Genomic DNA, 23,807 nt, shown 5'->3' on the forward strand with positions numbered 1-23,807 from the left:
AGAAAAGTGGAAAGGGGTCAGCCGTACATGGCCATGTAGTACTGGAGGGTGTACTGGGCGAGCACGGCGTACTTGTAGGCCTGCTTCATGTAGTACTGGCTGACCATCGGGTCGTAGAGCGCGTACTTCATCGCCTTGCCCCTGAACTCCTCCGACTTCTGGATGTAAGCGTTCGTGACCGCGGATATCCTGGCAACGGTCTGGATCGGAAGTGTCTCCATGGCCTCGGTGAGCTCGGCGTAGTATTCAGTCACGGTTTCCTCGTACTTGGACTCGATCTTCTTCACTTCTTTGGTTGCCTCTACCTTCTGGTTGAGAACGAGTACCGTGTCAGTGTATCCGTAGTTCGGGTTTATCACGGTGATGTGGAGGAGGTTGTCCCCGGCTTTGACTTTGTACTCGAACTTGACCGTTCCGAGGGTGGTGTAGTAGTACATGCCGTTGACGTACACCTTGGTGCCGCTGGTTATGAGGTCACCGCTGTTCGGATCGCGGAGTTCGAGGGTAACGTTAACTGTGTTGCCTGGCTTGATCTCGCCCTCAACGTACGGAACCACGGCAACCTGCGGGGTTCCAACGTCAACGATGACCGGGGCGTAGTCTATGAGCTCCCCTGTCTCGGCGTTGACGACTTCGACGACGCCAAGGTAGGTTCCGGTTTCGTCCACTTTGGCCATCAGGTTTATGGGCATCTCCCCGTTGTTATTGACCTGAACGTTAGAGGGCTCAACCTGGAGGTCTCCGTTGTCTCCAAGGAGCTGGTAGTAGAACAGGTAGTGGATCGGGTTGTAGCCGACGGTGTCGTAGCCGTAGACCGCTATTAGGTAGTAGCCCGGAGCAGGCATGAAGGCCTCGTAGTACTCGTAGCTGGTTGGACCAATCTGGTCAGTGTAGAGCTCGTAGTTCGTGAAGTTCATGAGATCATCGTAGGTCGGGAAGTAGTACACGTAGAGGTCGAGGTCTGCGCTTGGATCCTCTGGCTGGGTTATGCCGACGCGGAAGTAGTAGTCGCTTGAGGTGACGGGGATGACGCCGATGACGTCCCACCCATCCTGGGTGACGTTCCTGTCCATGGCGTAGGCGAGGTCGAGCCTTCCGAGACCGAGGCCGGTGACGTTGACCTCAACGTCGCCGTACCCTCTGTTGACGAGCTCGGCCTGGGTCTTAACTACGCCGGGCTTGTCGGAGTAAGTCCTGACGATGTGCGGTGAGACTCCAAGTGAAGCAGCCTCAACCTCTATCTCGTAGTGGGACTCGTTGTAACCTGTCCTCGGCTTGGTGAAGGTGCTCGTGTAGGCGGTTATCTCCCAGGTTCCGGGCTCTGGATCCTTGATAACCCAGGTGTATTCCGGAAGTCCTGGACCGACGAAGTAGTATCTCGGGACGTAACGGGCAACGACGGCTCCCTCTGGCCTGGCTATCATGAGGGTCGTCCTTCCCATCGGGTTTCCGTTCTCATCGAGGGGAACCCTGAGGGTGACGCGGAGCTCCTTGGTTCCCGGAGCGACCTGGAAGTAGTAGTGCTTGGCGACGCCCGGAAGGGCAGTGTCGCTCAGAGAGGCGTGGCTCTCACCGTTCGGGTTCATCGGATAGTCCACGATGACAGGGATGAAGCCGTCGATGTAGCTCGTGTCAGGGTCGTCGATGTAGACGAGGCCGACGTAGATGTGGCCCGGCTGGAGCTTCGAGTAGTCGATCTGGATTGAGAAGGCTCCGATGGTCTGGTTGCCTGCCACAACCATGCTGGTGCTCGGTGTTATCCAGTCGACGTTGGTGCTTATTTGGTAGGCCTTCTCAGATCCGGTGTACCAGAGGCCCCATCCTGGGTAGTAGTCCATCGGGTAGAAGTAGAGCGGCACGCTCTCCGGGAACTCGTTCCTGATGTAGACACCGCGGTAGAAGTACGGGAGTCCAAACTCGCCGTGGAAGTAGCTGTTGAAGTCAGCGTAAGCGGGGCTGAGCGGTATCTTCTCTTTGTCGAGGGCATTCCTGAAGCCGGTAAAGGTCGTTCCGCCGTAGATGTAGGTGGTGGGCTCCTTGCTCAGGTTCTCAAGGGCGGCTATGGCGTCCTCGACCTGTATAAGGCCAAAGCCCTCGTCGATCATCGTCGTCTCTTCGAGGTGCTTTCCGGTCATCTCAAGGGCGCGCTTTATCATGAACGGGTCGTACCTGAGGCCGTGGGCCTTTGCATAGCTGATCATGAGGGCGACGGCACCGCTGACGTGAGGTGTTGCCATAGAGGTTCCATCCCAGATGCCGTAGTACCTGTACCACTTGCCTGTTATAATGGTATTCCAGAGCGGCAGACTTGAGAATATCATCTCACCAGGCGCGGTTACGTCCGGGTCGAGCAGACCGTCCATCCTCGGCCCCCTGCTTGAGAAGCTCGCCATGGTGTCGGCAACGCCGTCAACACCGTAGAATATCTGCCAGCGCTGGCTTGAGCGGTATGCGCCTACGGTTATGACAAGGTCGCTGTCACCTGGGGCGTGGACGGTGTTGGTGGTTGGTCCCTCGTTGCCGGCGGCTATGGCGAAGGTAACTCCAAAGTAGTCGGTTAGGAGGTTGGCGAAGAAGATCTCCGGGGTCTCAAGACCGTCGTTTATCTCTCCACCGCCGCCGAGGGACATGCTTATGACGTCCGCACCGTTAAGGGCCGCGTAGAACATTCCGTTGATGATCCAGCTCGTTCTTCCAAATCCAAGTTCGCCAGGGAGGACCTTAACTTCCATGAGCTGGGCGTTGGGAGCCATTCCATAGACGTCGCTGAAGACTGGATCATCCGGGAGACCAACACCAGCTATAGTACCGCTGACGTGGGTTCCGTGGCCGTGGGCATCCCACATGAACATTGCGTAGCCGATTCCCTGCCCGTAGGGTATCGTGTACGGGTAGTTCTCGTCGTTGCTCATGTCCCCGATGTGCACCCTTGAGAGGGCAATGTCGACGAGAGTCGGGGTCTGGAAGTAGTCGCCGGTCAGGTTAAACAATCCGAGAGGCTGGTCGTCGGTAAAGTCATTGTTGAGGTTGTAGTCGATGTAAGCAACGAAGTTTCCGCTCTGGTTGACGACGAGGACGGGGTAGACGTCGCTGAGGTCTCCGAAGAGGCCAAGGTCGTATGGGTCGTTCGGAGTGCCTGCGAAGTTGTTGAGGTCGAAGTACCTCTCCGGAAGGAGTCCGAGGTAGTACTCGTCTCCGCTTATGTTTCCGACGTAGTAGGAGGTCATTGTGTACTCAGTGGTTGGGTTGTGACCATAGTATTTGGCATAAACACCCCAGTAAACCGGAACCGTCATGTCAACTGTGATGGTTCCATTCTGAACCTCGTCAGTGGCGTAGTAGAGCTGGGCGATTCCCTCATCGCTTGCGTCGTAAACGTCTATGATCTTCCTCCTGCCGTCAAGGGTCCTCTGGAGGAAGGGGTGGCCGACGTCGATTCCAGTATCAAGAACCGCAACGGTAACGTTCTCACCGAGAACACCGTAGTCGACCCAGGTGTTGTAAGCTTGGGTGGTGAAGACGCTCAGGAACATGTTGGGCATCTGGGGGGCGTCCTTTGGTGGGAGGGCATCGGGCTCCTTTACAGGCTCGGGGAGCTTAACCATCCTGTCCTCCCAGATCCCGATTATCCCATCGATCTGCCTGAGCTTCTCAAGGTTCTCCCTCGGGATCGTGGCAACTATAAACTGGTACTCGGGTTTGCTTATGGGGTCGATCTTACCGATCTTGGATATCTCGTCGTAGACCTTCATGGTCTTGTCCTTCGCCGGCGCTATGATGAGCCTAAGCTCCTTTTCGTCTCCTTGGAGAAGCTTTTCAATCTGCTTATCAACTGGCATAAGTTTCGCAGTGGTTGGATTCTGATTTGCAACCGTTGGAGTGGCGGCAGCTGGCGCTGAAGTCACTGGAACGATGGCCAGGGCCATAATCAAAACAACCAAGACGCTAAGGGTCTTTCTGCTCATAATTCAAGACACCTCCATGCAGTAGTGTGCAGTGGTGTATACACTAAGGGGATTATTAAATTTTCCGTTTTCTCTGGCACTTATTTCCCGTGAAGCTTCAGGATTAACGAGGCCCAACAAGTTACAGTGGTGTGGAAAGTTAATTCCCCGTAGAATTAAAGAGGGGGACGTTTTTATTCATCAAAGTCGATGAAAATTCACTGATCACCTCAATTTTCTCTTGGATCGTTTGGATACATGAGAACAGGCAGAAGAATTTGGATCTCCCTAAGATTATTCCCCAGAGTCCCCCAGACCCCTTAAAAAGTTGTCCCCTCCCTCCGGGGGGTTAATTTTAAATAGGGTTTACTTATATCACCACCGGTAAGTACTTTAAAAAGGAGGGATCGCCATGAGCGAATACAAATTTATAAGGTGGTTTGAGGAGCTCAGGAAGACCGACGTTCCCCTCGTCGGTGGAAAGGGTGCCAACCTTGGAGAAATGACCAACGCGGGAATACCCGTCCCGCCCGGATTCTGTGTCACCGCCGAAGCCTACAAGTACTTTGTCGAGAACGTCAAGCTCGAGGACGGTACCGTTCTCCAGGACTGGATTATGAACATCATCGCCCAGACGAATGTTGATGACTCAAAGCAGCTCCAGGAGAACACCGCCAAGATCAGGCAGAAGATCATCGAGCTCCCGATGCTCCCTGAGATCGCCCAGGAGATCGAGGACGCCTACAAGAAGCTCAGCCAGAGGTTCAACAAGGACGCCGTTTACGTCGCCGTTAGGAGCTCGGCCACCGCCGAGGACCTTCCGGAGGCTTCCTTCGCCGGCCAGCAGGAGACCTACCTCGACGTCTACGGCGTTGACGACGTCATAGACAAGGTCAAGAAGTGCTGGGCCAGCCTCTGGACCGCTCGCGCTACATTCTACAGGGCCAAGCAGGGCTTCGACCACAGCAAGGTCTACCTCTCAGCCGTCGTCCAGAAGATGGTCAACAGCGAGACCAGCGGTGTCATGTTCACCGCCAACCCGGTCACCAATGACAGGAGCGAGATAATGATCAACGCCGCCTGGGGCCTCGGTGAGGCCGTCGTCAGCGGTAGCGTTTCCCCGGACGAGTACATCGTCGAGAAGGGCACCTGGAAGATAAAGGAGAAGTACATCGCCAAGAAGGAAGTTATGGTCGTCAGGAACCCGGAGACCGGCAAGGGCACCGTCTACGTCAAGGTCGCCGACTATCTCGGCCCCGAGTACGTTGAGAAGCAGGTTCTTACAGAGGAGCAGATCGTTGAGGTCGCCAAGATCGGCGCCAAGATAGAGGAGCACTACGGCTGGCCGCAGGATATCGAGTGGGCCTACGACAAGGATGACGGCAAGCTCTACATCGTCCAGAGCAGGCCGATCACCACCCTTAAGGAGGAGGTTAAGACGGAGGAGACCGAAATGACCGAAGAGATGAAGGTCCTTCTCAAGGGTCTTGGAGCCTCACCCGGCGTTGGTGCCGGTAAGGTTGTCGTTATCTTCGACGCCAGCGAGATCGACAAGGTCAAGGAAGGAGACGTTCTCGTTACCACAATGACCAACCCGGACATGGTTCCGGCAATGAAGAGGGCTTCCGCCATCGTTACCGACGAGGGCGGAAGGACCTGCCACGCGGCCATCGTCAGCCGTGAGCTCGGCATTCCAGCCGTCGTCGGTACCAAGGAGGCCACCAAGGTCCTCAAGGACGGCATGCTCGTCACCGTTGACGGTACCAGGGGTGTCGTTTACGAGGGCATAGTCAAGAGCCTTGTCAAGGGCAAGGAAGAGGAGAAGGCCGCCGGCGGCCAGGTCGTCGTTGCCGGTGCCCCGCTCGTCACCGCCACCGAGGTCAAGGTCAACGTCTCAATGCCCGAGGTTGCTGAGAGGGCAGCCGCCACCGGCGCCGACGGCGTTGGACTTCTCCGCGCTGAGCACATGATCCTCGGCATCGGTGCCCACCCGGTCAAGTTCATCAAGGAGGGCAAGGAGGAGGAGCTCATCGAGAAGCTCGTCGAAGGCATAAGGAAGGTCGTTGAGGCCTTCTACCCGAGGCGCGTCTGGTACAGGACCCTTGACGCCCCGACCAACGAGTTCCGCGAGCTTCCGGGCGGAGAGGACGAACCGGAAGAGAGGAACCCGATGCTCGGCTGGCGCGGAATCAGGCGCGGTCTCGACCAGCCGGAGCTCCTCAGGGCCGAGTTCAAGGCCATCAAGAGGCTTGTCGACGAGGGCTACGACAACATCGGCGTCATGCTCCCGCTCGTCAGCTACCCGGAGCAGGTCAGGCAGGCCAAGGAGATCGCCCTCAGCGTCGGCCTCGTTCCGCACAAGGACGTCGAGTGGGGCGTCATGATCGAGACCCCAGCCAGCGCCCTCATCATTGAGGACCTCATCAAGGAGGGCCTTGACTTCGTCAGCTTCGGCACCAACGACCTCACCCAGTACACCCTCGCCATCGACAGGGACAACGAGCGCGTCTTCAAGCTCTACGACGAGAAGCACCCGGCAGTCCTCAAGCTCATCGAGAACGTCATAAAGGTCGCCAAGAAGTACGGCGTCGAGACCAGCATCTGCGGCCAGGCCGGAAGCGACCCGAAGATGGTCAAGCTCCTCGTCAGGATGGGCATCGACAGCATTAGCGCCAACCCGGATGCCGTCGAGCTCGTCAGGAAGACCGTCGCCAGAGAAGAGGCCAGGATTCAGCTCGAGGCCGCCAGGAAGGCCCTCAAGGAGTGAAGCCTTCCGGCTTCCTTCTTTTCTACTTCGTTTTGAACCGTTTCACATTTCTAGTCCCTACGGGGCTGTATTCCCATAGCTGGCTCTTTTATCCACGATAAGCTTTTTATACTAACGTTTAGATTGCTATCTGATCGAACATGCGGAGCGAGAAAGTAGAGCGGATGCGCGAACAGATACTCAACGGCCCGATAATTAAAACGCTTATCCTGTTATCCTACCCATTGATTATCAACCAGCTCGTTCAGGTGCTCTACAACCTCACAGATACGTTCTGGCTCGGAAAGCTCGGAAGGCTTGAACTCTCCGCCCCTGGAACGGCGTGGCCTCTCGTGTGGTTCTTCATGAGCATAGGGATGGGCTTTGCCACAGCAGGCTTCGCCTTCGTGAGCCAGTACGTTGGGGCAAAGGACTACGAGAAGGCCAACCGCTATGCAGGAGCGCTCTACTCCCTCATGCTCATCTTTGCAACGGCAGTTGGAATTCTCGGCGTCATACTAGCTCCCTATCTCCTCAGTTTGATGGGCGTCAGCGACACGATATTCCCCTATGCCCTCCGCTACACCCGCGTGATATTCGCCGGGATACCGTTCTCATTCACCCTCTTTGCCTTCAACTTCCTCCTGAGGGCGGTTGGTGACACTAAAACCCCTGTAAAGATAAACGTCGGTACAGTTCTCCTCAACCTCTTTCTGGACCCCTTCTTCATCTTCGGCTGGGGACCCTTTCCACAGCTTGGGGTCGTCGGCGCTGCGGTAGCTACTATGCTCTCTAACACCCTAGGTTCCCTGATCGGCGGCTACCTGCTCTTTACCGGTAAGGTGGGCATACACCTGACGCCGGAGACCCTTAGGCCCGACATCCACTTCTACTCGCGGATATTCCGCGTCGGCCTGCCTTCGAGCATTGGATCATCAACCACTGCCCTCGGCTTCGTCATCCTGGCGAGGGTAATCTTTACCGTTGGACGGCTCTATGGAGAAGCACATGGCATTCCACACTACGAGGACGTTGCCTTTGCCACGTACAGCATAACCAACAGGCTCACCAACTTCATGTTCGCCTTCTCCGACGGCATCAGCATGGCGATGGGGACGATGGTAGGGCAGGCCATCGGTGCCGGCCTCTACGAAAGGGCCAAGAGGATAGCGGAGAAGACGATGTTGATCAACTTCACCATCCTGAGCATTGGAACGCTCCTCTTCGCGTTCTTCCGCGTCCCAATATTCAGGTTCTTCATCAACGATCCGGCGATAATAGCCGAGAGCGGGAAGGTGGTTCTCTACTTCTCTGCCTCACTTCCATTCTTCGGGGTATTCGCGGCCGTGAACAATACGTTCAACAGCGCGGGACACACCAAGAAGAGCATGGTCATAGGGATGGTCCGCCTCTGGGGCATAAGGCTCCCGCTCAGCTACGGCCTCGGAGTTCTCATGAGGGACACCGCCGGAATGTGGCTTGGAATGGGCCTCAGCAACGTCCTTGGAGCAGTCATAGCGCTCGCCTGGTTCCTCAGGGGCAGCTGGATGAGGGCGATAATCGAGGGGGAAGCCCATTAACTTTTTATATCCTCGCTTCGATGCCCATCTTACCGTGATGGGGATGGAGCGCGGAAAGATTCAAGCGATGCGTGAGCAGATACTCAACGGGCCGATAGAGAAGACCCTCCTCAAGCTAGCTTACCCCCTCATCGTCAGCAACCTCGTTCAGGTTCTCTACAACATAACCGATACCTTCTGGCTTGGAAAGCTTGGAAGGGAAGCATTAGCGGCCCCAGGGACGAGCTGGCCGATAATAGGGACGCTAATGGCCCTTGGCATGGGGTTCGCTACTGCCGGCTTCGCCTTCGTTGGGCAGTACATTGGGGCTGGGAACTACGAAAGGGCCAACCGCTCAGCTGGAGCGCTTTACTCACTAATGCTCCTCTTCTCAACGGCGACGGCAATAATAAGTCTCGCGATCCTTCCTTACGCGCTCCAATTCATGAAGGTCACACCCAACGTCTACCCCTACGCCAAGGCATATGCCACGGTAGTTTTCGCGGGCGTTCCCTTCTCCTTCACGTTCATGGCCTTCTCTGCCCTTATGAGGGCCTCTGGAGACACAAAAACTCCTGTAAAGATAAGCATGCTCACAGTGGCTATGAATATAGTGCTCGATCCTCTCTTAATCTTTGGAATCGGACCCTGTCCGAGGTGGGGCGTTGCGGGGGCGGCGGTAGCAACGGTTATCTCCAACGCAACCGGCGCCGTGATAGGTGCAAGGCTCTTAACGAGCGGAAGGGCCGGCCTTCACCTCACGAGGGAAACACTTAAACCTGACACGGAGTTCTACTCGAGGATCTTCCGCGTTGGCCTGCCTTCGGCCGTCGGTCAGTCTGCCAACAGCTTCGGCTTTGTTGTCCTTACGAGGATCATCTACGGCTACGGAGATGTGACCTACGCGGCCTACACAATAACCACCAGACTGGTGAACTTCATAACTAGCATAGCAAGGGGCGTCAGCATGGCGATGGGGACGATGATAGCCCAGAACATCGGGGCGGAGAAGTACGAGAGGGCAAAGAGAATAGCGGAGAGGGCAATGGTGATTAACTTCCTCATTGCGTCCTCTGCAGTCTTGACAATAGGCCTTTTTAGAGTTCCCGTCTTCAAGGTCTTCCTCGATGACCCAAAGGTCATAGCCCAGAGCGAGTACGTTCTCAAATACTTCCTGATATCAGTCCCGTTCTTCAACGGGATCTTCGTCGTCGTAACGAGAACCTTTAGCTCCGCCGGACACACGAAGAAGAGCATGGTGCTCAGCATGCTCCGCCTCTGGGGCTTCAGGATACCCCTGAGCTACCTCTTCGGCTACGTAGCTTCGATAACGGTTTTTGGTCTTAGAATTCCTCTCGCTGAGCTCTTTGGGATGAGCCCCAAGGGAGTCTTCTTCGGGATGGGTATGAGCAACTTTCTAGCGGCGATAGTTGCTTTCCTCTGGTTCAGCAGGGGGACGTGGATGAAGAGGATAATAGAAGAGGAAGTCAGGAGAGAGCCTTAATAACAAACGCGAGGAGATCCGTGAGCTCCCTTGCCCTCGTCTCCGGCGATGCCCCCATGTGGCCGCTCTTCGTTTCAACTCTAAGATAGACTGGTGCACCTGTCTCCTTCAGCTTCATGAAGAACTTGAGGGCGTGCGCTGGATGAACGCGGTCATCGTGGAGACCTGTGTAAATGAGCGTCGGCGGGTAGCGCTTGTTCGGGTCGATGTTGTGGTATGGGGAGTACTTCAGCAAGAACTCCCTGTCCTTCGGGTCATCGGGGTTTCCGTATTCCGGAACCCAGACGCTACCGATGTAGAGCTTGTGGAAGCGCATCATGTCGATGACGGGATAGCCGATTAGCGCAGCGTCCATTACATCGGGCCTCTGGGTGAGGGTTGCTGAAACCAGAAGCCCACCGTTGCTCCTTCCCCACGCGGCAACATTATAGCCCTTCTCCTTGAGCTTCCCAAGGACTGCTATGAAGTCATCGAAGACGTTCTGCTTGTTTTCCCTCATTCCAGCTCTGTGCCATTCCTCACCGTATTCTGAGCCTCCGCGCAGGTTGGCCATGGCGAATGTTCCACCGCGCCTGATGAACGGAATCGCCTGCGGGAAGAAGCGCGGGGTTAGGGAGATGTTGAAGCCGCCGTAGCCGAAGACCCAGACCTTTTTGTTGTCATCCTTTCCCTTAACATGGAAGTAGTGAATTTTAGTTCCGTCCCTGCTCACCGCGAAGTCCTCTTCAACGGCAAACTCCCCCTCGATTTCCTGCTTCTCCACGAGCCTAAGCTCACCTTTGAACTCGTAGAGCCTGTAGGGAACCGTAAAGCTCTCGTAGCGGAGCAGGACCTTTTTACCGTCTGAATCAAGTGGATAAACGCTTCCAGGAAGTTCAAAGCCGAGCTCACTTATCTTCTCACCTTCAAGGGAGTAAACCTCAATCCTGTGGCTCGCATGAACGAGCCTGCCGGCGAGGATTTTGTCATCCAGGATCACGGCCCACTCGAGCGGGAACTCGCTTTCTGGAATGACCTCGATGGTTTTCTCACCCTCTATGGCAACGACCTTTCCGAGGCCCTTTCCTTCCCTCGTGAGAACGTAGAGCCTGCCGTTGATGACATCGATCGGCTCCGCTGGAACTTCGGCAGAGTAAACCTTCTCCCATAGGTCGGGGGCCTCAATCGGTCCAATGTAGATATCGGCCTTGTTCCAGCCGAAGGTGACGGTGAGCATCGCCCACTTCCCGTCGGTGCTCCTTCTGAGACCCATGAAGTAGCCTGAACCCAGACCCTTTCCAAAGACCATCCTCTCTCCGTTTTCGTCCCCCCAGAAAAGCCTTACCGCGGGCGCTTTAACTCCATCTGGAGTCTCCCCGTGCCTGTAGAAGCGGCTGAAGTAGTATCCGTTCTTGAGGAACGTGACGTTCCACACCGATGGCTTGAGCTCGTCTATAAGTTCGCCGCTTTCGAGGTCGATAATCCTCGTTATCCCCTCGTCCGCCCCTCCGATTGAGAAGCTGTAGGAAAGCCGTTTGCCCGTTTTATCAACGGTGAAGCCCTGGAGAAGAACCTGGTCGTTTACTTCCTCTTCCAGCTCCTTTGAGTCGATTATAACGTCCCCACCGAGCCACCTTATTATCTGCCTGTCTTTTTCGCGGTACATTGCGATAGTGCCCTTTTCAGTCAGCATTGCACTTCTGAGGATTGGGATCGAGTACAGCCCCCAGACCTCTGGGAAGAGCTCATCGCTGAGATCGCCCACAAACCCTCTGAAGCGCTTGTTCTCCTCCTCAACGAGCTTCAAAACGCGCTCGTCCTGGAGGTTCTCCATCCATGCATAAGGGTCTTCCATAGAAACCACCGAAGGGGTATATGAAAATTGGAATATAAACGTTTAGGCAGTGGTATTAGTGATCATTTGGCGGAGATCCTGTTCTTCAGATCCTCAATCAGCTCGATGAGCTCATCAACGTCCTTGATTTCCTCAAAGCTCTCCTTTGGAATCAGGGGAACCTCAGAAACGACTTCAAGCTTTGACTTCTCAAGAACGAAGAGGCCGCCGCTGTTTATTATCCTTCCCACTTCCGCCACCATCTCTGCGCGCTTTACAGTCGAGCGGGTTTTCTTCTCATCTATGCCAGTCAGTATGGTGAACTCGTCCTCCTTGGAGAGGGCGTTGAAGGGAGCGCGCTTCACCTTCACCACGCCCATACCCAGCTCGGTGAGCTTGTCGAAGACCTCCTTTTCCAGGGGCGTCTCGGGTTTGGAGGGCTTGAGCTCCCCCTCAACCTTAGCCCGGAGCACGTCTATGGGCTCCGCTATGGGCTCGTCGAATATCTCCTCCATTCTCACAGCGACTTCGAGCGAAACCGCCCCCTCCTCGCGCTCGTAGTTCAGGATGCTCTTCCTCGAAACCCCGAGGAGAGAAGCGAGCTCGCCAACGGAGTAGCCGTGCTTCTCGCGGAGCCTGCGCAGAAGTTCCCCGTTTATCCTCACGTACAATCCTCCGCGCTCGGCGAATATCGCCGGAAGTTCACCTTCTATTATGACCCGGTAGAGGGTGGCTGGGCTCAGCGCGTATATTCCAAAGCGCTCGTATATGACGTCCTCCTCCAGCTCGGAGTTCTTCGTCTTAAGTCCCACTATGAGCGGGGAAGCCTTGAACACCTTTGAGAGCCTCTTTAAGTCCTCCGCCTGCTCCTCAGTGACCGTATCTATGTTGGTGGCGACCTTGACGAAGAGGAGCGTCAGAAGCCCGCTGGCGACCAGATCAAAACACCCTCCTCTAAGCTCGACGCGCGCAACCTTGAAGCCACCCCTCTGGAACACCCTTGAAACGATCTCTATGAGCCTTTCCCTGTCCATCAAGGTTTAAATATGAGAAGGAGCTTTTAAAGTTAAGGTGCAAGCCATGAGGCCCGTTGTTATCAAAGGTGACAGGGTCAGCCTGGGAGTGCTCACAAGGGAGGATCTCCATACCGTCTGGAAGTGGTACAACGACAGGAGGGTGAGAAGGTACCTCTCCTTCCCTCACGAGGTCTTCTTCTACGAGGATGAAATGGAGTGGTATGAAGCCATAAGGCGGGAGAAGAGCAGGGAGAAGGTCTTTGCCATCGTGAAAAACGAGGAAAAGACCCTTGTGGGGTTGATAGGCCTCCACAACATCGACCTCTACAGCAGGAACGCCGAGCTCGGCTACTTCCTTGGCCCAGAGCACTGGGGGATGGGGTACGCGACGGAGGCTGTTTTTCTGGCCGTCAGATACGCCTTCGAATGGCTTAACCTGAGGAAGCTCTATGCTAGGGTTTTTGAGCCCAACGTCCCCTCCAGCAGGATCCTTGAGAGGAACGGCTTCACCCTGGCTGGAAGGCTCAGGGAGCACCAGTACGTACCTGGAAAGGGCTTCGTTGACGTCCTCCTCTACGAGCTGCTTCGTGAGGAGGTGTAGGGACTTGTGTGAGTACGTCTACGCCAACGGGAAGAAGTGCAGGCTGAAACCGCTGGAGGGCTCGAAGTTCTGTCCTCTCCACGTTCCCTACGAGGAAGGAGAGTCCCTTTTGGGTGATGGGATAAGGGAGATAAAAAGGAAAAAATTCGAGGAGAGACTCAAAGCGGGGAGGTCATACTTTGAGGGCGTTTATCTCTACGATGCCGTCGTTAAGGATTTCAACTCAGAGAAAGCCATTGTGTTCAAAAACTCCCATGTGAAGACCCTCATCATTGAAGGCTCCACTCTGAAGGGTCTGATAGTGGTGAACTCAAAGATAGAGCGGGTAATAATCTTCGAGACGAAGGTGGAGATGCTCTTCTTCAAAGGGTCCGAGATATTCGGTCTCAACATCCTTCGCGTTGATTTCACCGGCCACATCTCCATAAGAGACTTAGAGGTCAGGTACCTCATGATAAACTCCACCCGATACGTCAGAGACGGTGAGGGCGGAGAAGAAGAGGCTTACGGTGAAAAGAAGGGCATCATCGGAACTATAGAACTCTCGGGCCTCAAAAACGTTAGGAGAATAGGAATCAACACGCGGTATCCCCTTCTCAGGAAGATATTGGAGGAGCACGGTGTAAGCGTCTCCGAGAACCGTGAGCGCATGGTAAGGGTGGTGTCCCTGATCCTGAGGGACGTGAGCTTCGACGTTTCCCCCCGCTTTAAAAGGCAGGTCAGACTTGCCGTAAGCGGCCTCTCCGGCCAGCTGGTAATGGAGAACCTTGAGGTCTTCGGCCATGTGGAGATACGGAGGAGCAGGCTCAGATCACCTGAGTTTATACACGTGAGGATCGAGAGCAACCTGATCCTGAGGGGATCATCCTTTATAGCGGACCCCTCGTGGAACATAACGGTACTGCCGAACCTGCCGATAGAACTCATCATTGGCGGTTTTATGATCGTTGAGGACTGCGAGTTCAGCAATCCCCACGCGGCTGAGGTCTTCTACCGCCTCGCCAGAACGAGCTGGGAAAGGAGCGGGGATTTCGAGAAAGCCGATGAGTACTACTATCTTGAGATGGTCGCTAAAAGAAAGATAAAATCCCTTGGGCGGAGAAGAGGGTGGAGGAAGATACTTCAGAGGCTTGAGGTCGCCTTCGAGTGGCTCTTCGCTGATTTGACCTGCAAGTACGGAACCGACTGGAAGAGGCCCGTTATAATCTGGATCATTGCAGTCAACGTGCTCTTTCCGATCCTCTTTTACGCGACGGAAAGCGTGGAGGGTATCTCTGGGGCAATGGGATCCCTGGACTACGAATACTTCAGCATAGTCACTGCCACCACCCTCGGCTACGGAGACTACCACCCGATAGGTGTTGGCAGGGCCATCGCCTCCCTTGAAGCGCTCTTCGGAATGTTCATGTGGGCGGTATTCCTCACGGTCTTCGCGAGGAAGTACATGAGGTAGAAACCTTTAAGCTACCTAGGCGTTCTACACTCCGGGGATACGTATGACGGAGAAAAGACTAAGAGTGGGCCTCGTAGTCAATCCCATAGCCGGAATGGGGGGAAAGGTGGCCCTAAAGGGAACCGATGGCGTTGTCGAGGAGGCTATAAGGCGTGGGGCCAGACCAATCGCCCCCGACGTGGCGAGGCTTTTTCTGAACGAGCTCAGCAACTACGAGGAAAATGAGCGGATAGAGTTCCTGACGGGCCCTGACGGACTCGGTGAGGATATAATACGGGAGTTCGAGTTTCCCCACGAGGTCATAATGCACAGGGAGATAGGCTACCGGGAGGTTCTGGGAGTCAAAATTCCTGACACAAGCGGCGACGATACGAAGGAGCTTGTAAGAAGGATGCTCGGAGCGGTTGACATCATAGTCTTTGCCGGCGGTGATGGAACCGCCAGGGACGTCCATTCCGTTGCTGACAAAAAAGTTCCGATCCTCGGTGTGCCGACCGGTGTAAAGATGTTCTCCGGGGTCTTCGCGGCTTCTCCAGAGGACGCAGCGAGGCTCGTCGTCGAGTTCCTCAAGGGAAACGCGGAGCTTGTCGAGAGGGACGTCATGGATCTCGACGAGAACGCCTTCAGGCACGACGAGGTGAAGCCGAAGCACTACGGAAAAGCCCTGACGCCCTACGCGGAGCTGCTCCTCCAGGGCGCTAAGGAGCCCACCAAGACCGACGAGGCAGAGGACGCGGATTCCATGATACGGGCCCTCGCGGAGGAGCTTGAGGACGGCGTTTACTTCCTGGGGGCAGGTTCAACGGTCAAAAAACTAAAAGATCTCCTCGGCATAAACGGCACTCTCCTGGGCGTCGACGTTGTTGAGATAAAGGACGGGAAGGCGAGGCTTCTTGTTAAAGATGCGGCCGAGAAAGACCTCCTGAAGTTCGTTGACCGGAATCCAAAGATAGTGGTCACCGTTATAGGCGGGCTGGGCTTCCTCTTCGGCAGGGGCAACCAGCAGTTCTCGGCGGAGGTTCTGAGGCACATACCCAAGGAGAACATCATAGTCGTCGCCACGCCCTCAAAGCTGAGAAACGGCATCGTGAGGGTCTATACTGGGGATAAGGAGGTCGACGAAAAGCTCAGAGGGTACATGAAAGTCCGCGTTAGCCCCTGGATGGAGAGGATGGTGAAGGTGGTTTGAGCGGACGAACCAGAAGCCGTTTATACAACCTCCCCCTATTCTTAACCTGTGATGCGTATGAAGTACAGCCGCATAGCGGTTCGACTTTTCGAGAGGGAGGGCCAGGATGTATTCTACGACCCCGTTTACCACGGCAGAACCCTCAAGGTCTTCGGAATGGACGAGTGGCCTGGAAAGGCCCTCCAGTACTTTGTGGGAAAGTACTGGGAGATAGGCTACGGGACGGTGGTCTTCGACACCACAGGGACTTTTCGAGAGGAAGGCTTTGACACGGTAATTAAAGTGAAGGACGGTGAAGGAACGGGCCTTGATCCGCTGGCCCTTGCTTCGAAGGGCATCTTGGACGGCTACACTGCGGCCACAATAGTTCAGACTATCTACGGCCTCGACAGAACACTCACCGAGAGGCTCTACGCGGACTTCCTCTCGGGAAAGGTCAAGAGCGTTCCGGAGGCGGCGAAGTCGGAGAACAAGTACTCAGAGGTCATTCAGGAAAGCTACACCCCCCTTGACGAGGCTTTTTACAGGGGAAATGCTCCCGAGTTCGGTAAAAACATTTTAGTGAACCTGGGGGAGACGTACAGCGTAAGCCTCGCGGGAATGGCTTTTCTGATAATGGGCGCGGTCATCAGAACGAGAAGAAACGTAATGGTGGGTGTTAACGACGCCGCCGTTCTCGCATACACGGAGATAGGCAGCGCCGCTGTGCCTCTGATAACCAAGCCCCTGAGGAGGAGGGTGGCGATTCTGGCAACACAGTACGCCCTTGAGAGCGTGATGAACCTGGCCGGCCCGAGCCTGCTACTCTACCACGATCCGGACACTCAGAGCGTCGTCTACGAGACCAACGGGGTTCCCCCGGGTCCGATGAGGAAGTACGTCCACAAGGGGCAGGCGGCATTTATATACCGCACGCCGGAAACGATAGACGTGGAGTGGGGGAGATGGCTTTCTAACCCCCCAGGTTCTTTACCAGCTCCTCCATAACCCCGAGGAAGGTCTCGACCTCTTCAGAGCTGTTGTAAACGTGGAACGAGGCCCTAACAGTGCCGTTTATTCCGAGCTTCTTCATCACCGGCAGGGCGCAGTGGTGGCCGGAGCGGACCATTATGCCGTGTTCGTCGAGGACAGCGGCAACGTCATGCGGGTGGAGCGGGGGAACGTTGAAGCTCACCACCCCGGCGTGCTTCTCCATGTCCCTCGGCCCGTACCACGGAACCTCAAGTTCGTCGAGACCCTCGGTGATGCGCTTTACCAGCTTGTGCTCCTGCCTCTCGATTTTTTCTATCCCAATCCTCTTGATGTACCTTATTCCCGTAGCGAGCCCTATGGCTCCCCCTATGTTCGGAGTGCCGGCTTCAAAGCGCTCGGGTGGTTCGGCCAGCCTGTAGTTCTCAAGCCACACGTCCTCTATCGTCCCGCCGCCTATGAGGGGCGGTTCAAACATATCGAAGACCTCCTCGTTTACGTAGAGCACCCCAATCCCGGTCGGTCCCATTGGCCCCTTATGGCCAGAAAAACCAAGAAAGTCCGCGTGGAGTTTTCTCACATCAACCTCCATGTGACCGGCGCTCTGGGCCGCGTCAACGACGAATACCGCCCCCTCCTCCTTCGCCATCCTTCCGAGCTCCTCAACCTCGTGGATGACCCCTAAAGCGTTCGAGACGTGCTGGACGGCGACGAGCTTGGCACCTTTTATTTTCTTCTCCGCATTGTCCAAGTCGAGGTTTCCCTTGTTGTCCCCCTCTATGAACTCCAGCCTGAGACCTTTCTTCTTTGCCAACCTCTGCCAGGGGAGTAAATCTGAGTGATGCTCGTAGGGCGTCGTAACTATCTTGTCTCCCTTTTTAAAGAGGTGCTCCAGCCCGAGTGCTACTAAGTTCAGGCTCTCGCTCGTGTTCTTCGTGAAAACGATCTCCTCGAACTTCGCGTTGATGAAGTCCGCCACAACCTTCCTGCTCTCCTCGTACTTGTGCGTCGCCATCTGGGAGAGTCTGTGTACTCCGCGGTGGACGTTGGCGCGGTACTTCAGGTAGTACTCGTTCATCGCCTCGACAACGGGCTTTGGAGTGAGAGAGGTTGCAGTGTTGTCGAAGTAGATGACCTCGCTCGTCAGGGGTATGTCCTTCCTAACGTCTTCGGGGATTCTCATGATACCACCTCCAGAATCCCGGCGCAGTCGTATACGGTTTCGGCCAGCTCCTTTCCTTTCCTGGAGTCTTCAAGGAGCTTGATTATTATCTTCCCGCTGGGATAAACGCTCGTCTCGTAGCCATCCATCTCAAGGATGAGCATCATACCTGGAATGAGCTTTTTCACCGTGTAACCCCTTTCCTTAAGACACTGGGCGGTTTTTGTCAGGTCTATCTTAATGGGCTTCTCCCATGAATAAGCTCCGACAACTATCCCCCTCATGGTGGTGCAGGGTTTTGCTATCATCATTCCACGCTCACCTGAGGCTTTTTGGCGCCTCGGAATTTATACGTTTCCTAAACCAAAAGTTGAGGGCGGATGTGTCCAAAGGTTTTAAACCACCGGTTTAGGAAAGTCTAAAAATTGGGTTCTCCCAAATCCCGATCATGAGGGCCGGTGAGATTGGAAGGTGGAGGGAGCTCTGGTATCTGCTGCTTATAGTCCTCCTATCATTTGGGATAAGTGGGGTCGCTCTGTCCCTGCTGGGAATGTCCTACTTTATTCCCCAGTTCCTCACCTTGGCACTAACGGATTCCGTGAACCCGTGCACCTTCGCGGTGTACACCCTCTTTCTGATAGCCCTGTCGGTTAAGGGCGTCGACAAAAAACGCCTTTACCTGGTCGGTTTCTCCTTTGTGGTGGCAGTTTACATCTCCTACTACACCCTCGGGCTTGGTCTGACGTTTATAGCTGGAAAGATACCCGTTAAGTGGGCCGGCTACTTTGCGATAGCCTTCGGACTCTACACGATAGTTACCGGAATAGCGGAGCGTTCAAGAACGGGGGATAAAAAGACCCTGAGGAAAAAGATGTTCTCGTCCGATACAACCGTCCTCGGGGCGATGATACTGGGTATCAGCGTTTCCACTACTCTGCTGCCGTGCTCAGCGGGTCCTTACATAGTTTACGCCGCGGTTATAGCCAGATCCTCTATGGGGCTGGCGGCCCTCTTGCTGGCCCTCTACAACATCATCTTCGTTCTTCCCTTGATGGTGATCCTCTTTGCCATGGGAGGATTGAGGGAGAGCAAAGAGTTCTCCAGGGCCATGGTCAGGCACTCGGCCGAGCTCTCCATATTTGCGGGAGCGCTCCTGATCCTTGTGGGGCTCTGGATTCTGGGAATTGTGGGGTTCTAGCGAAAGGCTCTTTAGAGGAACTTCCAAGAGGGCACGGGTGGTAAAATGAAGATAACCCGCTTCGGCGTCTCAATCCCGGATAACCTCCTCAGAAAGTTCGACGAGATAATCGAGGAGAAAGGCTACGCCAACAGGAGCGAGGCCATCAGAGACCTCATCAGGGACTTCATAGTCCGGCACGAATGGGAAACCGGCGATGCGGAGGTGGCGGGAACCATAACGATGGTCTACAACCACGATGAGGCGGACGTCGTCAAGGAGCTTCTCGATCTCCAGCACGACTACTTGAGCGAGATAGTCTCAAGCATACACATACACATGGATGAACACAACTGCCTCGAAGTCGTTATAGTCAAGGGGAAGGCAAGCAGGATAAAGGAGATAGCGGACAGACTGCTGAGCCTGAAAGGGGTAAAGCACGGAAAGCTCGTCATGACTACAACGGGGAAGGAGATAGTGTAGTCATCGAAAGATTTAAAAAGGCCCTCCTGGAGGTATAGGTCGAGCGCTCGGGCAGTGCCGGGGTAGCTTAGCCTGGTCAGAGCGCTCGGCTCATAGGGCCGCTCCCCTTCGGGGGAGCCTGAGAAACCGAGAGGTCCGGGGTTCAAAGCCCCGCCCCGGCACCACCAAGCCTTTTCTGCGGCGTTTAATGCTGGACACAGCATTTGAGAACTCCAGAGCTACCTCGAAAAGCTTTTATTGATGCTCTCAAACTTATAATGTGGGGGATGGGTTATGGAACCGAACGAGTTCAAGCTCACGGAGGAGGGAATAAGGGCAGTACTGCCCCCCCTCGAAGCCGAGATAATGGAGTACATGTGGAAGGTAAAGGTCGCCACCGCCGGAGAGGTCTACGAACACCTCAAACCAAAGCATCCTGACATGAGGCGCTCAACGGTCAGCATCCTCATGAACCGCCTCTGCGAGAAGGGCCTGCTTTCGAGAAGCATCGACCACGGAAGGGGCGGCATGAGGTACGTCTACTCAATAACCACCACCAGGGAAGAGTTCGAGGAGAGAATCGTCCAGAAGATCCTGGACGCACTCATGAGCAACTTCAGGGAAGCCACCTACGCCTACCTCTCCAGGATCAGGCGTGACTGAGGGATTGGGGATGCTGCCTGTCCCAATACTGCTGACCTTCCTGCTCGCGTACCTATCCGCTGGAAGGCTGGGGATAACGATTATTGCGGCCCTTCTTGGGGGGGTCCTTCTTATCGGAAAGCTCTCGCTCTCCCAGAACCACCGCAACTGCACCCCCCTCCGAGAATCTGCCCCTCAGGGGTTCGCCAGGAGAGTCCAGAGGATCCTCGATAGGGCAGGTGTGGGGGGGCTTGAGGTTTACACGATAGACGACTACATTCCCAACGCGTTCTCCTACGGCAAAAGGGTCGTTCTTTCCCTGGGCCTCTTTGAAATCCTCGATGACGATGAGATACTCGGCGTCGTTGCCCATGAGGTAGGGCACGTAAAGAACAAGGACACGCTGATCTTTCCCCTCGTCGCTTATTTCCGCGTTTTCATGATACTGAGCTCAATAGCCTTGTTTTTTATGACGCTGAACCTGTGGGTGGGGCTTTTAGCGCTTTTCCTGTACGTGTGGTACGAATTCGAAAGATCCAAGTTCCTTAAGGACAGGGAGTTCAAAGCGGACTACGTGGCGCTCCACCTCCTAGACACTCCCCTGAGCCTCAAGAGGGCCCTTGAGGAGCTCAAGTACTACGAGGACATAAGGGCCGCCGTCAAGAACCAGACCCTTCCGGGAATCGAGCCGAGTATAGAGAGGAAGTCGAGCCCCAAAAAGCGCTACTGGACTCCAAGCTTCATAGTCTTTCCAACCCATCCCAGCTACGATGAGAGGATATTCAGGATAGTGGCCTACTCCCACAACTTCTCCACCAAGTAAGCGGGGTGGTCCTTTGGGAGTCGAGATAATCCTTGACCGGGAAAAGGCCGAGAGGATAAAAAGAATCCGACCGACCAAAGACGAGTACTTCATGCTGATAGCAAAGCTCGTTTCCCTTAGGGCAACATGTCCAAGACTCCGCGTTGGAGCGGTTGCAGTCAAGGACGGCTACATTCTGGCGACCGGCTACAACGGTGCTCCTAGAGGAATGGATCACTGCATTGACGTTGGCTGTCTCATCGTTGACGGCCACTGCCATAGAGCGGTTCACGCGGAGCAGAACGTCATAGCGATGGCGGCAAGGAAGGGCATAAGCCTCGAAGGGGCAACGCTCTACGTCACACACTTCCCCTGCGACACCTGCTTCAAGCTCGTGATAAACGCGGGCATAAAGGAGATAGTATACGAGGAGATGTATCCAAATAAGGCCACTGAGATACTCCTGAAAGAGGCTCGGGAAAAGGGGATAATAAAGATAAGGCAGTTCAAACTGCCGAAGGAGCGCGTTAAGCTCTTCCTTGAGGAGCTCTTTGATGGAGATCTTTAGCCCTTCTTCTCGATCTTTTCAAGCTTCTCGTTTATCTCCTCCAGCTCTATGGCCACTTTCCTAGTGAGCTCCGTTATCTCCCTCTTCGTCCTGTCTATCTCCACGTAGAGCTGGAACATGAGGAGGAATATCAGCCCGATGGAGACTACGAAGAGGGCATCCAGCCCCCTTCCAAGGCCGAGGAGGTCTTTAATCTCCATTGAAACCTTTAGTGGGAAGAGGGCAATCAGTCCGAACACTGTGAATATCACAAGCCACGAGATAACACCGGACCAGTCTATCCTTCCCTGCCGGTAGTCGTTCAGCATCTTAACCAGTAGATAGCCGATAACCACGAGAGCTACTATCTGGGCCATGTACATACCCATCACCTCACCTTGTCAAACAGAAGGTTGAGGGCTATCTTAACACCCTCCAAGACGTTAGTTCCCTTCTTCATTGAATATTCGGTGTAAACTGCCTTAATCGGGACTTCAACGATTCTGCACCCTTTCTTGGCGGCCTCGATTATTATTTCGCTTGAAACTGCGTATCGGTCGCAGGTTATTTTAATCCGCGAAGCACAGCTCTTGTTGAAGCATCTAAGTCCGCTCTGGCTGTCGCTGACGTATTTGTGGGCAAAGAGAGCGGTTATGGCATCGAGCACGAAGTTCCCGAACTTCTTCACAAAGGGCATCTCGCTTACGTCTCCCTTGAGCCTCGAACCAACTGCAAAATCGGCTTTTCCTTCTGCAACGGGCTTCATGACCCTCAATGCGTCGCTTATCAGATGCTGGCCGTCGGCGTCGAAGGTTACAACTAGTTCCGCCCCCTTTCTGACAGCGTAGCTCAATCCAGTTCCGAGGGCCCCGCCAAGGCCTCGGTTTACGAGGTGAGTGAGAACGTGAACCCCGTAGGAGCGGGCTATTTCCTGGGTTTTATCCCGAGAGCCGTCGTTGACGACGACTATCTCCTCCCTCTTGAAGTACCTCAGCAGGTCTTCGAGAACCTTCCCGATGGTCTTCTCCTCGTTGTAAGCAGGGACAACGACGTAGGTCGAATATAGACGCTTTAGCAGATCCCGAAGATCCGAGATCGTTGCCACCTCGAAATTGGGTTCTGACTCCACGGCAAAACTCATTCTCCCCGAGTCGTGGGAGGTTATCAGGACGCTCAGCGTTCCGGCCTTTCCAGCGGCTATAACATCGTACCCGTGATCACCGACCACCAGGGTTTTCTCGGGAGGGATCCCGAGGTCTTGGAGGGCCTTCTTTATCTGCCCCGGCTCCGGTTTGAGATCCTTCGGGGGAACGTCCTCCCTGGCAACGATGAGGTCGAAGTAGTTGGAAATCCCGTTTCTTTCGAGGGCAATTAGTGCCGCTTCCCTTGAGCTCCTCGTCACAAGAGCAAGCTTTATCCCCCACTTCTTTAGATCGTCCAATACATCCCGAACACCATCGAAAAGAAAGCTCTCCTTCATTCTATCGACTTCAAGCTCAACCTGGATTGAGTGAAGCTCCTTGAAGTCTATTCCTGTCTCCTTTGAGATCCTTATCAGGCTCTCGTACATGGGGGTCAGATCTCCGATTAGATCTTCGGATATTCCCATCTCAAGCAGACGTTTCTTAAGCTCCTCCTTTATCTCCGCAAACGACCTAGGGGCCCCCACGAGGGTACCATCAAGGTCAAAGATGACCAGCCTTATGTCCATGGGAACCACGCCTCTCGGCTTTATTTTCAATCCAGCACTCTTTAAAGGACTGGTATATCGTTCCCCATTCGATATAATCAAGGGCGTTTCCAAGGGAATTCTTCAGTCTGGCCGCGAACCGTTTCATTTCCTCCATGTCCTTGAACTCCGCTATTATCATGACCTGCGTCCTGCCGGTGGTTCGGTAGAGGCTCTGGACGTTCTCTGTGGCGGCAAACTTTGCCAGGATCCAGTCTATTTCCGGTCCCTCGACCTTCAGCTTAAGGAGCATAAAGACCCGAACGTACCTGTCAAGGAAGGCGTGATCGATCACGGCCGAGTAGCCCTTTATAGCCCCCAGTTTTTCAAGCTTCTCAAGCCGGTTTTTAACGCTCGCGGGGGACAGGTTCACCCTCCTTCCCAGCTCGGTGAGGGTAATCCGGCCCTCCCTCCTGAGAATCCGCAGTATCTCCCTGTCCTTCTCGTCTATTCCTGGCATTTCTTCCACCGGAGTAGAGTTTGAGAAAGCAA

At 54.8% G+C, this 23,807-nt stretch carries 20 protein-coding genes and 1 tRNA gene; 13 read left to right on the forward strand and 8 right to left on the reverse strand.

The window, feature by feature from the left end; translation table 11 throughout:
• Positions 1-17: 17 nt before the first annotated feature.
• A complete protein-coding gene (locus A3L09_RS04760) occupies positions 18-3,965 on the reverse strand; it encodes a S8 family peptidase (RefSeq protein WP_088857871.1) in 3,948 nt (1,315 codons plus the stop codon).
• 391 nt (positions 3,966-4,356) lie between these two features.
• On the opposite strand from A3L09_RS04760, the gene ppsA reads away from it, so the two are divergent.
• The 3 genes from ppsA to A3L09_RS04775 all read left to right on the forward strand — a co-directional run bounded on the left by ppsA (position 4,357) and on the right by A3L09_RS04775 (position 9,753).
• Positions 4,357-6,711 carry a phosphoenolpyruvate synthase gene (ppsA, locus tag A3L09_RS04765; RefSeq protein ID WP_088857872.1) on the forward strand — a complete coding sequence of 785 codons (2,355 nt, stop codon included), beginning with the start codon at positions 4,357-4,359 and terminating at the stop codon, positions 6,709-6,711.
• A gap of 140 nt (positions 6,712-6,851) precedes the next feature.
• Positions 6,852-8,270 (forward strand): MATE family efflux transporter, encoded by a 1,419-nt coding sequence (locus A3L09_RS04770; RefSeq protein ID WP_088857873.1) that lies wholly within the window; start codon positions 6,852-6,854, stop codon positions 8,268-8,270.
• Positions 8,271-8,313: 43 nt separating this feature from the next.
• On the forward strand, positions 8,314-9,753 hold the full coding sequence (locus A3L09_RS04775; protein WP_088857874.1) for an MATE family efflux transporter: 1,440 nt from the start codon (positions 8,314-8,316) through the stop codon (positions 9,751-9,753).
• Here A3L09_RS04775 and A3L09_RS04780 read toward each other — a convergent pair.
• Positions 9,737-11,587, reverse strand: a complete 1,851-nt coding sequence (locus tag A3L09_RS04780) for a prolyl oligopeptidase family serine peptidase (RefSeq protein ID WP_088857875.1) — start codon at positions 11,585-11,587, stop codon at positions 9,737-9,739. The two genes, A3L09_RS04775 and A3L09_RS04780, sit on opposite strands and share 17 nt — an antisense overlap.
• Before the next feature lie 62 nt (positions 11,588-11,649).
• Positions 11,650-12,600 carry a transcriptional regulator gene (locus A3L09_RS04785; RefSeq protein ID WP_088857876.1) on the reverse strand — a complete coding sequence of 317 codons (951 nt, stop codon included), beginning with the start codon at positions 12,598-12,600 and terminating at the stop codon, positions 11,650-11,652.
• A 46-nt stretch (positions 12,601-12,646) separates the two neighbouring features.
• On the opposite strand from A3L09_RS04785, the gene A3L09_RS04790 reads away from it, so the two are divergent.
• Genes A3L09_RS04790 through A3L09_RS04805 form a run of 4 tightly spaced genes read left to right on the forward strand, consistent with a single transcriptional unit; the run spans position 12,647 to position 16,812 of the window.
• Positions 12,647-13,183 (forward strand): GNAT family N-acetyltransferase, encoded by a 537-nt coding sequence (locus A3L09_RS04790; RefSeq protein WP_088857877.1) that lies wholly within the window; start codon positions 12,647-12,649, stop codon positions 13,181-13,183.
• Between the two features lie 4 nt (positions 13,184-13,187).
• Positions 13,188-14,636 carry a potassium channel family protein gene (locus tag A3L09_RS04795; protein ID WP_088857878.1) on the forward strand — a complete coding sequence of 483 codons (1,449 nt, stop codon included), beginning with the start codon at positions 13,188-13,190 and terminating at the stop codon, positions 14,634-14,636.
• Between the two features lie 43 nt (positions 14,637-14,679).
• Positions 14,680-15,825: an ATP-NAD kinase family protein gene (locus A3L09_RS04800; protein ID WP_088857879.1), complete on the forward strand. Its 1,146-nt coding sequence runs from the start codon at positions 14,680-14,682 to the stop codon at positions 15,823-15,825.
• A gap of 51 nt (positions 15,826-15,876) precedes the next feature.
• Positions 15,877-16,812, forward strand: a complete 936-nt coding sequence (locus A3L09_RS04805; RefSeq protein ID WP_335755356.1) for a hypothetical protein — start codon at positions 15,877-15,879, stop codon at positions 16,810-16,812.
• On the opposite strand, the gene A3L09_RS04810 is transcribed toward A3L09_RS04805, so the two are convergent.
• Entirely contained in the window at positions 16,778-17,977 is a 1,200-nt protein-coding gene (locus A3L09_RS04810; RefSeq protein ID WP_088857881.1) for a cysteine desulfurase, read from the reverse strand. The two genes, A3L09_RS04805 and A3L09_RS04810, sit on opposite strands and share 35 nt — an antisense overlap.
• Positions 17,974-18,267, reverse strand: coding sequence for a hypothetical protein (locus tag A3L09_RS04815; RefSeq protein WP_088857882.1), 294 nt, complete (start codon positions 18,265-18,267; stop codon positions 17,974-17,976). The genes A3L09_RS04810 and A3L09_RS04815 overlap by 4 nt, the downstream gene beginning before the upstream one ends.
• Before the next feature lie 137 nt (positions 18,268-18,404).
• On the opposite strand from A3L09_RS04815, the gene A3L09_RS04820 reads away from it, so the two are divergent.
• From A3L09_RS04820 to A3L09_RS04845, 6 genes are all read left to right on the forward strand, one after another.
• On the forward strand, positions 18,405-19,154 hold the full coding sequence (locus A3L09_RS04820; protein WP_088857883.1) for a cytochrome c biogenesis CcdA family protein: 750 nt from the start codon (positions 18,405-18,407) through the stop codon (positions 19,152-19,154).
• 45 nt (positions 19,155-19,199) lie between these two features.
• Positions 19,200-19,616, forward strand: a complete 417-nt coding sequence (nikR, locus tag A3L09_RS04825; protein ID WP_088857884.1) for a nickel-responsive transcriptional regulator NikR — start codon at positions 19,200-19,202, stop codon at positions 19,614-19,616.
• 56 nt (positions 19,617-19,672) lie between these two features.
• A tRNA-Met gene (locus A3L09_RS04830) sits at positions 19,673-19,780 on the forward strand.
• A gap of 109 nt (positions 19,781-19,889) precedes the next feature.
• Positions 19,890-20,258 carry a BlaI/MecI/CopY family transcriptional regulator gene (locus A3L09_RS04835; protein ID WP_088857885.1) on the forward strand — a complete coding sequence of 123 codons (369 nt, stop codon included), beginning with the start codon at positions 19,890-19,892 and terminating at the stop codon, positions 20,256-20,258.
• 10 nt (positions 20,259-20,268) lie between these two features.
• Positions 20,269-21,060: a M48 family metallopeptidase gene (locus A3L09_RS04840; RefSeq protein WP_088857886.1), complete on the forward strand. Its 792-nt coding sequence runs from the start codon at positions 20,269-20,271 to the stop codon at positions 21,058-21,060.
• A 13-nt stretch (positions 21,061-21,073) separates the two neighbouring features.
• The gene (locus A3L09_RS04845; protein ID WP_088857887.1) at positions 21,074-21,607 is read left to right on the forward strand and encodes a deoxycytidylate deaminase; all 534 of its coding nucleotides are present in this window, start codon (positions 21,074-21,076) and stop codon (positions 21,605-21,607) included.
• Here A3L09_RS04845 and A3L09_RS04850 read toward each other — a convergent pair.
• From A3L09_RS04850 to A3L09_RS04860, 3 genes are read right to left on the reverse strand one after another with little or no spacing between them, the layout of a single operon-like run.
• The gene (locus A3L09_RS04850; protein ID WP_335755353.1) at positions 21,604-21,975 is read right to left on the reverse strand and encodes a DUF2304 domain-containing protein; all 372 of its coding nucleotides are present in this window, start codon (positions 21,973-21,975) and stop codon (positions 21,604-21,606) included. The genes A3L09_RS04845 and A3L09_RS04850 overlap by 4 nt on opposite strands.
• A complete protein-coding gene (locus tag A3L09_RS04855) occupies positions 21,975-23,297 on the reverse strand; it encodes an HAD-IA family hydrolase (RefSeq protein WP_088857889.1) in 1,323 nt (440 codons plus the stop codon). Before A3L09_RS04855 ends, A3L09_RS04850 begins: the two co-directional genes overlap by 1 nt.
• A complete protein-coding gene (locus tag A3L09_RS04860) occupies positions 23,272-23,775 on the reverse strand; it encodes an Lrp/AsnC family transcriptional regulator (protein WP_088857890.1) in 504 nt (167 codons plus the stop codon). The genes A3L09_RS04855 and A3L09_RS04860 overlap by 26 nt, the downstream gene beginning before the upstream one ends.
• Positions 23,776-23,807 lie beyond the last annotated feature (32 nt).

Source organism: Thermococcus profundus, assembly GCF_002214585.1.
GTDB classification, from domain to species: domain Archaea; phylum Methanobacteriota_B; class Thermococci; order Thermococcales; family Thermococcaceae; genus Thermococcus; species Thermococcus profundus.

Excerpts from the sequence above, each read along its gene's own strand:
- A3L09_RS04760 (WP_088857871.1), bottom strand. The coding sequence starts at position 3,965 with ATGAGCAGAAAGACCCTTAGCGTCTTGGTTGTTTTGATTATGGCCCTG.
- ppsA (WP_088857872.1), top strand. The coding sequence starts at position 4,357 with ATGAGCGAATACAAATTTATAAGGTGGTTTGAGGAGCTCAGGAAGACC.
- A3L09_RS04770 (WP_088857873.1), top strand. The coding sequence starts at position 6,852 with ATGCGGAGCGAGAAAGTAGAGCGGATGCGCGAACAGATACTCAACGGC.
- A3L09_RS04775 (WP_088857874.1), top strand. The coding sequence starts at position 8,314 with ATGGAGCGCGGAAAGATTCAAGCGATGCGTGAGCAGATACTCAACGGG.
- A3L09_RS04780 (WP_088857875.1), bottom strand. The coding sequence starts at position 11,587 with ATGGAAGACCCTTATGCATGGATGGAGAACCTCCAGGACGAGCGCGTT.
- A3L09_RS04785 (WP_088857876.1), bottom strand. The coding sequence starts at position 12,600 with ATGGACAGGGAAAGGCTCATAGAGATCGTTTCAAGGGTGTTCCAGAGG.
- A3L09_RS04790 (WP_088857877.1), top strand. The coding sequence starts at position 12,647 with ATGAGGCCCGTTGTTATCAAAGGTGACAGGGTCAGCCTGGGAGTGCTC.
- A3L09_RS04800 (WP_088857879.1), top strand. The coding sequence starts at position 14,680 with ATGACGGAGAAAAGACTAAGAGTGGGCCTCGTAGTCAATCCCATAGCC.
- A3L09_RS04805 (WP_335755356.1), top strand. The coding sequence starts at position 15,877 with ATGCGTATGAAGTACAGCCGCATAGCGGTTCGACTTTTCGAGAGGGAG.
- A3L09_RS04810 (WP_088857881.1), bottom strand. The coding sequence starts at position 17,977 with ATGAGAATCCCCGAAGACGTTAGGAAGGACATACCCCTGACGAGCGAG.
- A3L09_RS04815 (WP_088857882.1), bottom strand. The coding sequence starts at position 18,267 with ATGATGATAGCAAAACCCTGCACCACCATGAGGGGGATAGTTGTCGGA.
- A3L09_RS04820 (WP_088857883.1), top strand. The coding sequence starts at position 18,405 with ATGAGGGCCGGTGAGATTGGAAGGTGGAGGGAGCTCTGGTATCTGCTG.
- nikR (WP_088857884.1), top strand. The coding sequence starts at position 19,200 with ATGAAGATAACCCGCTTCGGCGTCTCAATCCCGGATAACCTCCTCAGA.
- A3L09_RS04835 (WP_088857885.1), top strand. The coding sequence starts at position 19,890 with ATGGAACCGAACGAGTTCAAGCTCACGGAGGAGGGAATAAGGGCAGTA.
- A3L09_RS04840 (WP_088857886.1), top strand. The coding sequence starts at position 20,269 with ATGCTGCCTGTCCCAATACTGCTGACCTTCCTGCTCGCGTACCTATCC.
- A3L09_RS04850 (WP_335755353.1), bottom strand. The coding sequence starts at position 21,975 with ATGGGTATGTACATGGCCCAGATAGTAGCTCTCGTGGTTATCGGCTAT.
- A3L09_RS04855 (WP_088857889.1), bottom strand. The coding sequence starts at position 23,297 with ATGGACATAAGGCTGGTCATCTTTGACCTTGATGGTACCCTCGTGGGG.
- A3L09_RS04860 (WP_088857890.1), bottom strand. The coding sequence starts at position 23,775 with ATGCCAGGAATAGACGAGAAGGACAGGGAGATACTGCGGATTCTCAGG.